This is a genomic window from Lentimicrobium sp. S6, from assembly GCF_013166635.1.
Lineage (GTDB): Bacteria > Bacteroidota > Bacteroidia > Bacteroidales > UBA12170 > UBA12170.
Map to the genome: position 1 here is coordinate 1 of NZ_JABKBZ010000057.1, position 13,356 is coordinate 13,356.

Here is a 13,356-nt window from a genome sequence, read left to right on the forward strand (position 1 = left end):
CTTCTTTTGTTGTAAATCTTTCTTTAAACGTCTGTCTATCAATGTTTTTTAGTATCCTCATCGTTCCTGAATTTGAATACAATTTACAAAATAATATACTCATATACAACTATTTGTGAACTAAATGGGTAACCCTAAAAACTTATTTGATTTCGCTTCCTGGTTTTATGTGATCAGCAGGCGCTACAAATTGTAAGCTGCCATCAGCATCTTCTGCCATCAATATCATTCCTTGAGATTCGATTCCGCGAAGTTTTTTTGGAGCTAAATTTACCAAAATACTCACTTGTTTTCCAATAATGTCTTCGGGTTTATAGTATTCAGCAATACCACTAACCACTGTTCGTTTATCAATACCTGTATCTACAAGTAATTTGAGAAGCTTTTTGGTTTTGGCTACTTTTTCAGCTTCTAAAATGGTACCAACTCTGATGTCCATTTTAGCGAAATCTTCAAATTGGATATTCTCTTTTACTGGAGTTGCCACTTTTTCAGCTGCTTCATTGGCTTTCTTGGTATCTAATAATTTTTGCACTTGAGCTTCTACATCAGCATCCTCTATTTTGTCAAAAAGGAAATCAGGTTTTGGTAATTCTAGGCCTGCGGTAATTAAATTCTTATTTTTAGCTGTATTCCAACTCTTTTCTTTAAGCAATAATAAATCGCTAAGTGTAACAGAAGTGAAAGGTAGGAAAGGCTCACATAATATGGCTAGAGCAGCACTAATTTGGATAGAGATATTTAAGATAGTCTCTACTCTTTCGGGATCAGTTTTGAATATTTTCCAAGGTTCTGTTTCTGTCAGGTATTTATTTCCTAAACGAGCCAGATTCATTAACTCTTGAATGGCTTCACGGAATTTATAGACTTGTATTTTATCACCGATTCTATCCGCAAAAGAAGTCATTTCTGTTAAGGTAGCTTCGTCGAGTTCTGTGAGTTCATGCTGGCTTGGTACCACTCCTTTAAAATACTTTTGTGTAAGAACCAAAGTACGATTAACAAAGTTTCCGAAGATGGCTAAAAGCTCACTATTGTTTTTGGTTTGAAAATCCTTCCAAGTGAAATCATTATCTTTAGTTTCAGGAGCATTAGCAGTTAATACATAACGCAGAACGTCCTGTTTGCCAGGAAAATCTTCTAAGTATTCGTGTAACCAAACGGCCCAATTTCTACTAGTTGAAATTTTATCATTCTCCAAGTTTAAGAATTCATTGGCAGGAACATTCTCTGGCATAATATAAGAACCTTCAGCTTTTAGCATAGAAGGAAAAATGATACAGTGGAATACAATATTGTCTTTCCCAATGAAATGAACCAGTTTGCTATCGTCTTCTTTCCAATAAGGTTTCCAGTCTTTACCTGTTTTCTCAGACCACTCTCTACTGGCAGAAATATATCCAATAGGTGCATCAAACCAAACATAGAGTACTTTCCCATCAGCACCCTCCACTGGAACTTTTACGCCCCAATCTAAGTCTCTAGTTACCGCTCTTGGGTGTAGACCTTGATCAATCCAGCTTTTCACCTGACCATATACTGTTGGTCTCCAGTCTTGTTTATGTCCTTTCAATATCCATTCACTAAGCCAATCTTCGTACTCATTTAGTGGAAGATACCAATGCTTAGTTTCTTTTAGTTCTGGAATATTTCCTGTTAAAGCAGATTTAGGATTAATTAAATCAGTAGCGCTTAAACTGGTTCCACAGCTTTCACACTGATCACCATAAGCTTTCTCATAACTACAGTGAGGGCAAGTTCCGGTGATATATCTATCAGCTAAAAACTGATTGGCTTCTGGATCGTAATATTGCTCAGCAGTTTTTTCAATAAATTTACCTTCCTCAAATAGTTTCTTAAAGAAATCGGAGGCCGTTTCGTGATGAATAGGGGCAGAAGTACGAGAATATACATCGAAAGATACTCCTAAGTCTTCAAAGCTTTTCTTGATGATGCCATGGTATTTGTCCACTACATCTTGAGGCGTGATGCCTTCTTTTTTCGCTTTAATAGTAATAGGTACGCCATGTTCATCGGAACCACCAATGAATAAAACATCATTGCCAGTGCTTCTTAAATAGCGCGCATAAATATCAGCAGGAATATAAACGCCTGCTAGGTGTCCAATATGAATAGGGCCATTGGCATAAGGTAATGCCGATGTTATGGTATATCTTTTGAAGTCTTTATTCTGCACTTGTGTCATTATCGTAATTTTTTGCAAAGGTATTTATTGTGGGTGAATTTTGCTAATGTGTTATTCTTTCTCTGTTTTAGTTCCATTAAGGTAATTATAAACAGAGGAAATAGTATACAATGGGAGGTTTACAAACTCTTCTCTTTGATAGAAATTTTGAGGGGAGGCTCTGAATATTAACCCTGGATTGTATTTTTGGCTATAGCTTCTTAAGCTTTTTAGAGTTTTGCTAGTTCCGCTTTTTACTTCAACTGGATATATTTCTTTCTTGTTCTGAATAATGAAATCCACTTCAGCTTCTCCACGACTAGTCCAGTAAAAGAGTTTACCTTCGGTATGTCCTTGTAATTCCATGGCCACAAAGTTCTCAATAAATGCACCATTATATTCTTTAAATAATGCAGATGGATTTACAATAGTATCAGAAGTAATTTGAAGTTTGGCGCCGAGTAAACCCGTATCCAATAAGAATATTTTAAACTTGCTCTGGTCGGTATATCCCGCCAATGGAAGTTTTGGTGTTTTAATAAGATAAGAGATATTGATAAGGCCTGCTTGTCTTAGCCATTCTATCGAATGTTCATATTGAGCAGCTCTAGCTTTGTTCTTTAAATCGCTATACTTGAATTTCTTGTTTTCTTTAGCCAATTGGTAGGGTATAGAATTCCATATTTCTAAATTCTTAATGACTTGCGATTTATTGGTGTACTTGGAAAAATCGTTTTCATAAGATTTTAGAATGTCGTTTTGTATTTTTCTAGATGCGGTGATGTCAGAATGGTCGAGGAAGTTTTGTAATACTTCTGGCATGCCTCCCAAAAACAGGTATTGCTTTAGGTGTTTTATAAGTTTATTATGGATGGGTTCAGGAAATTGTTCAACTTTAACTAAAGATTCTAATTTATCGCATAAAACCTCTTCCCCGAAAGCTCTTAAGTATTCAGAAAAACTCATAGGATACATACTCAGAAAAGTTACTTTTCCTACAGGAAAACTTTTATCTTTCCCAACAGCTACCCCTAAAAGAGAACCTGCTGCAATGATATGGTATTCTGGAGCATATTCTTGAAAATACTTTAAAGATTTTAATGCTTTTTCTGATGCCTGAATCTCATCAAAAAAGAGAAGGAAAGAATTAGCCTCGATTTTCACCCCTTTATAGAAGCTGATATTGTCAATGAGTTTTTTAGGGTCCAAACTACTTTCGAAAAGGCTATCTAATTCTATATCTTTTTCAAAATTTAAATACAAGTATTTTTTATATTCTTGTTTTGCAAAATCATCTACTAAATATGTTTTGCCAACCTGTCTAGCGCCCTGTAAAACAAGTGGTTTTCTGTTTTTTGAATCCTTCCATTTTACTAATTTCTTATACAGTTCCCTTTTCATAATTTTCCTCTATCTTGATAAAAGTGTTACAAACATACAGAATTATCTTGGTAAAAGTGTAATGTTTTGTATGATTTATCTTGGTAAAAGTGTAATATTATATTTTGTATATGTTGTTAAAAGTGTAATTATTGCTTGTGTTTACCTTAGCAAAAGTGTAATAAATGGCTTAAATTACCTTGTTAAAAGTGTGGTTTTAGGATTGATTTATGTTGCTAAAAGTGTAATAAATGGATTGAACTACCTTGTTAAAAGTGTAATGTCACTCCAAAATAGCGCGCAATATTAGTTTAGTATTATTTTGAGCAATACCTTAAATCAAATGAATGTTCCCGAGTTTTAACTCAGGATAATAATATTCCTTTGAAATACATTCTATTTTAGAAAATATTATATTCAATGTAACTAATCAGGCAATCAACAAATTTTTAGAACATAGGTAATTGTTGATTTTTTTGTTTTGCCCCAATTCCCTAAAGGGAGCCAAAAAAATCAAATCCTGCTGTTTATTTACAATCCATAGTAGGAGTAGCTATATCATGTTTCATGAAACTGTTGTGTATTTTCCCTGACACCCTTTAGGGTTGGGGCAATCAGGGAAAATTTGATTAGATATTTTATTCTGATTAGTAACTATTCAATAAAAAAAAACAGGCTCAGAAGAATTCAAAGCCTGTTCTATATTTTTGCTAGGAAAAGAAATGGACTAACGTTTGATATTCTCAACGGCTAATGTCAATCTTTTGATGGCCTCTTCTTTACCAATTAATTCTATGATTTTAAATAAATCTGGTCCTTTGCCGTCTCCAACAATGGCCAAACGAAGAGCATTCATAACAGCACCAAAGCCAATTTCTTTTTCTTCGATATATTTGGTAACTAAATCGTGCATAGGAACAGCTTCCCAAGTATCGGTATTTTCTAAAATTTCTTTGATATCTGTAATAATATTAGGGGTATTCTCTTTCCAACGTTTTTTTATAACCTTTGGATTATATTCAGTTGGAGTTTGAAAGAAGTAAGAAGCTTGCTCCCAAATATCTTTTACGAATACACAGCGTTCTTTTACCAAGCCAATAACTTCAATAGCCATGGAATCATCATACGCCGTCACTCCATTTTCTATTAAAATAGGCCTTAGAGCCTCCAGTAATTGAGCCTCATCTTGGTTTTTCATATATTGCTGATTGAACCAATTGGTTTTGTCTGGGTCGAATTTTGCGCCCGATTTCCCCACTCTTTCTAAGCTAAAAGCAGCAATTAATTCTTCCATTGAGAAGATTTCTTGCTCAGTTCCTGGATTCCATCCCAATAAAGCTAACATATTGATGAAAGAATCAGGAAAGAAACCGTTTTCTTTATATCCTGCAAAAACCTCATCTGTTTTTGGGTCTTTCCAGCTCATAGGGAATACGGGGAATCCCATTTTGTCGCCATCTCTTTTACTCAATTTACCTTTTCCTACTGGTTTAAGGATAATAGGAAGATGCGCAAAAATGGGCTCCTCCCATTTATAAGCTCTGTAAAGCATTACATGTAGTGGGGCAGAAGGCAGCCACTCTTCGCCTCTAATAACATGGGAGATTTCCATCAAATGGTCATCTACAATATTGGCTAGGTGATAGGTTGGCATTCCGTCAGATTTGAATAGGATTTTATCATCTAAGCGAGAAGTATTTACGGTAACATCACCTCTAATGGCGTCAGTAAAAGTGACTTCTTCGTCTTCTGGCATTTTAAAACGAATCACGTATTCAGAGGATGTTAAAAGAGCTTTAGTTTCATCAGCAGATAGAGTTAATGAGTTTTTTAAAGTTTTACGAGTTTCTGCATTATATGTGAAGACACTTTTCTCAGCTTCGGCAGTATCTCTCAGGGAATTCAATTCCTCAGCAGTATCAAAAGCATAATAAGCACAACCACTATCAATCAATTCCTGAGCATATTTTATGTATAATTCTTTGCGCTCAGATTGCTTGTATGGCCCAAATTCTCCTTTACCTTCAATGCCTTCGTCAAAATTGATACCACACCACTTCAAAGATTCTTTAATGTAATCTTCAGCGCCCTCCACAAAACGAGTTTGGTCGGTATCTTCAATTCTTAGAATCATTTTTCCACCATTCTTTTTGGCGAATAAATAATTATATAATGCGGTTCTCACTCCTCCAATATGTAGTGGTCCTGTAGGACTTGGTGCAAATCTGACTCTTATATTTGACATCTTATAGCTTTTTAAAATTGATTTGCAAAAATACAAGAATAAGGGACATAATTAAACAAAGGTTTTATCATTCAAGGAATTCGATAAATATTGTAAGGAATAGTAGAGGATAGTAAAAAATGGTAATAGATAGTAAAGGATTGTAAATTGATAGAATCAAATCATTCAATCATTAAAATAAAAAAATCCTGTAACTATTTTATTTACCTTTCCGTCATACTATTAAATCCGGAAATCAAAAGGTGAAAATCAACGATTATAATCAATGTGTAGATCAGTATGCTGATGGGGTATTTCGCTTCATTGTCAAACATATGAAAGTGGAGGATCGTGCCCGTGATGTGGTGCAAGATGCTTTCTTGAAGATGTGGGAGAAGAAAAGCGATATTAAGGCTGAGAAGGCAAAATCCTACTTGTTTACTACAGCTTACCATTGTATGATCGATGTGATTAGAAGAGAAAAGAAAGTGCAATATCATGATGAAATTTCCCATCATGCCGTTTCAGATGGAATGCAGTCACCAGATATTCAAAAGCTTTTGAATTTGGCATTGGATCGCCTGCCAGAAATACAGAGAACGGTGGTTTTGCTTCGGGATTACGAAGGCTATAATTATGAGGAAATTGGTGAAATATGTAAGTTGAATGCATCGCAGGTGAAGGTTTATATTTATAGAGCCCGCCTAACGATGAAAAAGTTTATCGGTAAACCGGAGGTGGTGATATGAGGATTGATATTCATAATTACGAAGAGTTTATTCTTGATTTTCTAGAAGGAAATCTGAATGAACAAGGAACTGAAGAAATGAAAGCCTTTCTTTTGATACATCCTGATATTGCCGAAGATTTAGAGGATTTAGATGAAATAGTTTTAGAAGCTGGAAATCAGATTCTACTTGATACCGATTTTACCAACCAATTAAAAAATACAGAGATTAAAGCAGTCGCCTCCATAAATGAAGATAATTATAAGGAGGTTTTGATTGCAGAATTTGAGCAGGATTTAACCGAAGAGCAAGGACAAGATTTAAACGAGTTTTTACTTATAAACCCTCAATTAAAACAAGAACAAGTACTCACACAGAGCCTTAAAGTACAATCGGATTCCACTGTGGTTTTTAAGAATAAATCCAGCCTTAAAAAAAAGAACAGAGCTGTAGTGACCTTATGGACTATTAGTACCTCAGTAGCTGCCGTTTTATTAATTTCATTGTGGCTTTTTAATCTACCCTCCTCCAATACCCGTCTCCTTAATTTAGAAGCCATACAAAGTATTGAAATAACCACTTTAGTTATCGAAGAATCCCCTTCTACATTACAATTGCAGGCAAAAAATGGGGAGCTTAAGATATCGAGTTTCCCTAAGGAAATTGAAGAACTGCCAATAAGACCGAGAATGGAAAGTTTAGAAAGTTTGACAAGCTTGACGAGTCAAATAGTTATTGAGGATAGAGGCTGGAAAAACGAGATGATTTTATTGCAAGCTTATGCTTTTGATAAAAATCAACGTGGTACTCAAATAGATTTGGCCGATTTTCCAGCGACCAATAAAAGTGGCCCTATCAAGTTAATTTCGTCAATGCTATGGAAGACCACCAAAGCCAGTGTTAAAAGTTTTGGTGATGAGCTAATCAGTGATGATGTAAAACTTTTTAGCGCCGAAAATATTGGCGATCTCACTGGAGGAATGTTTCAAATAAAACGACCAAGTAAAGGAGTAGAATAAAGACAATATTATTCACTTGTTTTCCCTCATTTAGCCATTCGATCATTCAATCCATTTTACCTTCACTCATTTCTTCATTAAACCCTACACTTATTTCTTCATCCACTGTTCTCCTTTAAAAGGTTCTACGGTAATGCTTTGAATCTTATCAAATTCCTCTTCTGTAAATTGTTTGGTGATTTCGAATTGAAAATCTAAAGCTGGGAGTTTATTAAAAATATATCCTCTATATGCGACATCGGCATTGGTACTCCAAACCGATGATTGGATCTCCGCATATTGTGTGAGGAAAGCATCAGGTATAAACTCCACATTTTCTCCATCAGAAACCTCAAAAATGGCTTTACAGTGTGCAGCTTCAAATAGGAATGTAATATACTCTCTGACTACGTCTAAAGTTTTCGGATTCATAAACTTGTAAAAAGTCACCACCTTGCTATTGGTGAGGAGGTTTTCACCTTCAGTTAATACTAATATATAGGGTGTGTAGTCTTTGGAGAAGAAATCGAAAACTGTATTATAGCGATTGAGCCAAGATTCGTTGATTCGATTTTTATCTTGAGTAGTAAGAGGTTTTTCATATTTTTGGAAGGTGAACATCATGATGCCTGTCATGTCATTTACTCCATAAAACTTCAGCGGAACAGCACTTCTCCGCCCGTAAGCTCTACTTTTATTATTAACTTTAGGTTCTACGGTAGGAACTATTAAATCAATGAGTTTGGTGGCTTCTTTTATTTTTCCGTTTTTCTTTCTTTTAAAGACCTTAAAGGCATATCGATCATAATCAATATGGTCGGTACTGTTTTGTCTTACGGAATGGGCTACCGGAATTTGATATTTCATCTGCTCTGTTTCTAGCGCCAATTCTGATAAAATTCTCTTGAGGTTATAAAATTCTATACTGTAGTTTGCATTAGTTTGTGCTGATAATACGCCTTTAATGCTGTAATTACTTCCACTTCTTTGAGGCTCACCCATACGTAGGTTATAATCCCAAATAATGCCATAGTCTTTCATCTCATGAACATCGAATAGGGCTTTAGCCATATTGTATTCATCATCTTTCATTTTATCCCAAGCTTTAAGATCGGAAACCAATCCAGAGGTTTGGTATTTTACTTTTACACCACTTGCTTCAAGGCTTTCCATCATTTGCTTTTCTACAATGATGGCGGCAACTACGACTTTATACTCATCATCAAATTTGCTCTCAGAAAGCTTACGGTGTTCTTTGATAAACCCATGGCTTAAGGACAAAACTTCATCTTTTATAATCTCGTCGTTCTCAATTTCTGTAATACTACTCACATACGCACCTGCAGCTTGTTCCACAGCGTTCTGTAGGGCTTTCTCTAAAGCTAATTCAGGATTAGCTCCATAACCATCCGCAATCACCTTTTTTTCACCTTCAAGGGCTTCTAAGGTAATCATATCTTCATCATATTGAGCCATTATTGTAGTAGTCAGGCCTAAAAAGCATAATAAGATTATAAATGTGTTTTTCATAGTACTTGTTTTATTTTTCTATTTGATTTCTGCTCCAATTATCTAGATTTGGTGTCTGAAGATAATAAGCATTGAGAGCATCGAGATTTGGAAAATCAAGTATAGATAAGCAAAGGCTGATATTTCCTTTTAAATAAAGTGTTTCTGGGTTCATGTTATATGCTAAAAGTAAAAATGGGAGGCCTTTTTCTGGATGGTCTTTAAGTCGGTAAGTGGCACCTATTAAATTAAGAGTTTCAGAGCTGAAACCATTTAAATTAATTTCATTTTGTAGCCATTCTATGGTTTTTTTAAAGTCTTCTTCTGCAAAGGATACTAGTGCTTTTTGATAAAATTCTCCAGGGCTGGTGATTTGTAAACCATAAATATTAAGAGCAGCGGGATAAGCCATAACAACATCAAAAGAAGTTGCATTTTCAAAACCTGGGAAATCAGCTTTGTTCCTTTCATCTATTGCAAATGATTGGATTTCCCACCATAAGCCTTTCATCTCATTTAAGGCTTCTTCTAATTCATTAAAAGCAGCTTTCTTCTTGTTATATGGAGCACAAGTAAATAGGATTTTATACTTAATAAGTCTTTCGAAATTGCAATTTGAAATGGGTAACTCAAATGCTTGATAGGTTGAGGCTTCTAAAATGCTATCGCTTTCGAATAACGAATATTGAAGCTGAGAATAAGGATGGAGCTTCAATAAATGCTGATATTCTGTTTCTAGTTTCCCTCGTCCACTTAAAAAGAAACCCTCTATATCTCTCGATTCTTTTATATCATTGTCTTCCTCTTGAAATAACAGACAAGCGGCAGAAAGGCTCCTCTTCCTATCGAAATTGGATTGTAATAACTGATTTAAGTCGACTTGAAAATAGGAGGATTCTTCAATTGTAAAATCCTCCTTATTGCATTGGAAATAGATACATCTGCTGGCACCACAATTGTCCCATGCAGTGGCAGTGAAATGGTTTATTTGTGCCTCAAAGTGAAGTTGACTATAATCCACAAAAGCTTCAAATAATTCTTCTTTATTATCATGATTTATTACGGTGTTTTTAAAAATAATATAGTTTCCAACTAAGTCAACGGCTTTTAGGCGCAAGCGACTTTTAGCCATTTGCAATCGCCTGCTTCCGGGAATGTTTTCTTTGAGCTGTGCTTTAACTTGATAAACAGATTTGTCAATCAATATTTCATAATTCGCTTTCTCATCAGAATAATAAACCTGAGCATGCAATGGCAATGACAAAGTCAAGAATAATCCGACCAAAAACAGACTATATATCGTCTTCGTCACCAGTAACTATGGTTTTGCTTTTCTTAGTTTGTTGACGTTGTTGTTCTGCATTACGTCCATCTGGAGATATGGCATCTTCTTTCTTCTGGAAATCTTTTTGAAGTTGATTTGCCTGAGCAGCATTCGATGGGGTCCAAGCTACTACATAACCTGCAATATCATGACCAGATACAGGATGTTTTCCTTTCCATTGTCTGATTTCAGTTGTTGCCAAGTTTAATGTGCTTTCCTTAGCCTTTACAGCTTGTTCCCATTTCTGGCGACTGTAATAAGCTTGTGTACCATCATCATATTCTTTTAGTTTTTCTACATTTTGAAGAGACTCCTCTGCTACTAAATCTTCTGCCACAAAATTCTTAATATTATTTACTGCATTAAGTCTTGCTTGGCTATATGCTCTTGAGAACGCCGCGGATTGGCGAGAACCAGAAGATCTGACTTCTTGTTGACCATAACCGAAGATGATCATTTCTCCAGAACTATTAAAGGTTACTTGTGCGCCTAGTTTTCCTACTAATTTATCTTCAGGCATTCCTTTTATCTTCTCCACGCTATTTTTTACTTTTCCAATTGGAGTTTGATATGAGGTATTGCTTTTGATAATGGAAGCCAAGGATTGGAATTCAGGAGAGTATTTCATACAAACTGCAATTTGGTAATCATCATTACCAGCATCACCTTCTGCAATCATAACTGTTGCGCATCCTTTTACCATTCCAGCTACTAAAGACTTTACAGTTTGATTGAAGTTTTGTTCGTAGGCAGCATGTTTTTCTGATTCATTCATTTTGGCAATTTCTTCTTCCGAAACACCAACATATTCCAAGGCTTTGTCCAATGATTGATCTAAAACTTTAATGGCTTTGTCTAACATGCTCGCTTTTGAACTGGCATCTGGGTCTTCGCCTTCAATGATATCTTCGAGCATGGTAAAACCTCTACCTGATGTGATTTGTTCTCCGGCCATTCTGAGGAGGTTCATTTTAGCTGTTAATTCTGCAATATTATAAGCTATGTTTCTGCTGTTGATAAATCCTGTCATATTGCTAGGACGAGCAGTAGTTGCCGCAGCCACAATATAAATGGAGCCATCTGAGTTTATGGAACCTAAGCTTTTCCCTTTTTTTACCAATACACTAGAAATTTTATCTCTAAGAACATCCTCTGGATATTCTACCATTTCGGTTTGTACTTCTTGGGTTTCTGTTACGGCATCTGTTTTAGCTAAGTCAGCAGGATTTTGAGCAAAGGTAAAGCCCATCATTCCAACAAATAATAGTGAGAGTACAATTTTTTTCATATGATTTTATTTAAGGTTTACTTCTTTATAAATGGCATAATAAAAAACAGATTTATCTTCGGAATACCAATATCCGGCTGGTTTCATAGCTTTTACAAAACCATCGGCTTCTTCTCGAATAGATTCTACAAAAGTATCTACAGTAGAGATGGAGCTTGAATCATTTATTGTAGTTAGTTCTTCTTTGATATATGATTCTGTGGAAGAGGTGATATTTGATCCATTGATAAAAATGACAATTTCTCTTTCGGCTTTTATCTTTCCAACTCTGACTAGAGAGGACATCTTTTTAGTTCCAACATCAACTGCACTAACCCCTGCAATATAAGTTTGCCCCTCCACTTTAATTAAATCAGAACCACCAAACATGAGGAGATCGTTTGATTGAATATTCGACTTCATGCTTTCTGAGCTGATTTGCCCGAATAGAAAAAATGGGAGTATGCTAAGCCAAAGGAATAATTGTGTTTTCATATATGCATTTTTGAAAGATTCCCGAAAAATGATGCTGTAAATATAATAAAAAAATAGAGAGCTGCGGAGCAACTCTCTATTTCAAATTATTCTAGAAATAATTTTGGATTAAGAATCCTATGATGTTAACACTTTGTGAATTAAAACACCTCTGTTAATTAAGTCTCTTGATATTTTCTTCTTTTGTTAAACCATTTAAAATTTCGATGTTAATACCGTCACTAAGTCCAGTTTTGATAATGCGTTTTTCAAAAACTTGAGGGGAGGTTTCTACTTCCACAAAAATGGTATCATTTTCAAAGCTAAGTAGGCTTTCGCTAATGGCTAAAACTTGATCCCGACGGTCGAGTACAATAGCAGCATTAGCACTATAACCTGCTCTAATAAAGTAGTCTTCACGGAGGGTAACTTGAGCTCGAATTTCAAACTGTACGGCACCATTTTCTTCCACTCCCTTAGGAGAAATATGCTCTAATATGGCTTCGAATTCCACATCTTCAATAGCACCAATGGTAAGGATAAGGGGCATGCCTTCTTTTATCTTGCCCACCTCTGACTCGTCAATTTTTCCTTCGAAAATCATTTCTCCCATATCAGCAACAGTGGCAATGGTAGTTCCATCGTTAAAAGTGTTACTTTCGATAACACTATTTCCTTCTTCTACAGGGATTTCTAATAGCATTCCTTCAATAGTAGACCTGATTAAAGTATTGGTATTGCTATCAGAGTTACTAGTTTGTCCATCGCGTATCAGTTCTAAATTGTCGATGGCGGCTTCTACTTCTTCTTGCGAGTTTTGGTAGGTCGTCTCCGCTTGTTCAAACTCAGAAAGTGCAATCACACCTTTGTCGTAAAGTTCTTTTTGGCGATCATAGACAGTTTTATTAAAAGTCAGCTGAATCTTAGCTCTATCCACTCGTGATTCTGCATTATTCAAATTCACCATATTAGGGATGATTTTTACTCGAGCTATTAAATCACCTTTCTTTAATATCTGGCCTTCCTCCACATAAATCTCTTCGATAATACCAGAAACTTTTGGTTTAATTTCAATTTCTTTTCTAGGTTTAACAGAACCTGTGGCTGTGGTTTTTTTAATAATATCTAATTCGCTAGCTTGAGCCGTTTCAAATACCACAGGCTGTTCTTGCGATTTTTCCCAAAGGAAATAAAGGGTGTATCCAAAAATCCCTAAGACTACTAAAACTAAAAATACTTTTAAGAAGGTTTTCATTATTCTCTGTTT

10 protein-coding genes are annotated in these 13,356 nt (G+C 35.3%); 2 read left to right on the top strand and 8 right to left on the bottom strand.

Annotated elements, in window-relative coordinates:
• Positions 1-142: 142 nt before the first annotated feature.
• From metG to gltX, 3 genes are all read right to left on the bottom strand, one after another.
• Complete coding sequence (gene metG, locus HNS40_RS16275) at positions 143-2,206, bottom strand: methionine--tRNA ligase (protein WP_172282775.1); 2,064 nt, start codon at positions 2,204-2,206, stop codon at positions 143-145.
• 51 nt (positions 2,207-2,257) lie between these two features.
• Positions 2,258-3,586 (bottom strand): ATP-binding protein, encoded by a 1,329-nt coding sequence (locus tag HNS40_RS16280; RefSeq protein WP_172282778.1) that lies wholly within the window; start codon positions 3,584-3,586, stop codon positions 2,258-2,260.
• A 706-nt stretch (positions 3,587-4,292) separates the two neighbouring features.
• Positions 4,293-5,810, bottom strand: a complete 1,518-nt coding sequence (gltX, locus tag HNS40_RS16285; RefSeq protein ID WP_172282781.1) for a glutamate--tRNA ligase — start codon at positions 5,808-5,810, stop codon at positions 4,293-4,295.
• Between the two features lie 242 nt (positions 5,811-6,052).
• On the opposite strand from gltX, the gene HNS40_RS16290 reads away from it, so the two are divergent.
• Complete coding sequence (locus HNS40_RS16290; RefSeq protein ID WP_172282783.1) at positions 6,053-6,538, top strand: RNA polymerase sigma factor; 486 nt, start codon at positions 6,053-6,055, stop codon at positions 6,536-6,538.
• Positions 6,535-7,536 carry a hypothetical protein gene (locus HNS40_RS16295; protein ID WP_172282785.1) on the top strand — a complete coding sequence of 334 codons (1,002 nt, stop codon included), beginning with the start codon at positions 6,535-6,537 and terminating at the stop codon, positions 7,534-7,536. Before HNS40_RS16290 ends, HNS40_RS16295 begins: the two co-directional genes overlap by 4 nt.
• A gap of 90 nt (positions 7,537-7,626) precedes the next feature.
• Here the strand turns inward: HNS40_RS16295 and HNS40_RS16300 are convergent, their stop codons facing one another.
• The 5 genes from HNS40_RS16300 to HNS40_RS16320 form a co-directional block, all read right to left on the bottom strand.
• Positions 7,627-9,045, bottom strand: a complete 1,419-nt coding sequence (locus tag HNS40_RS16300) for a hypothetical protein (protein ID WP_172282787.1) — start codon at positions 9,043-9,045, stop codon at positions 7,627-7,629.
• Between the two features lie 10 nt (positions 9,046-9,055).
• Positions 9,056-10,336 (bottom strand): hypothetical protein, encoded by a 1,281-nt coding sequence (locus HNS40_RS16305; RefSeq protein WP_172282790.1) that lies wholly within the window; start codon positions 10,334-10,336, stop codon positions 9,056-9,058.
• Positions 10,317-11,636 (bottom strand): DUF6844 domain-containing protein, encoded by a 1,320-nt coding sequence (locus HNS40_RS16310; RefSeq protein ID WP_172282792.1) that lies wholly within the window; start codon positions 11,634-11,636, stop codon positions 10,317-10,319. Before HNS40_RS16310 ends, HNS40_RS16305 begins: the two co-directional genes overlap by 20 nt.
• Positions 11,637-11,642: 6 nt before the next feature.
• Positions 11,643-12,110, bottom strand: coding sequence for a hypothetical protein (locus tag HNS40_RS16315; protein ID WP_172282794.1), 468 nt, complete (start codon positions 12,108-12,110; stop codon positions 11,643-11,645).
• Between the two features lie 154 nt (positions 12,111-12,264).
• Positions 12,265-13,344 (bottom strand): efflux RND transporter periplasmic adaptor subunit, encoded by a 1,080-nt coding sequence (locus HNS40_RS16320; RefSeq protein WP_172282796.1) that lies wholly within the window; start codon positions 13,342-13,344, stop codon positions 12,265-12,267.
• Between the last annotated feature and the right edge of the window lie 12 nt (positions 13,345-13,356).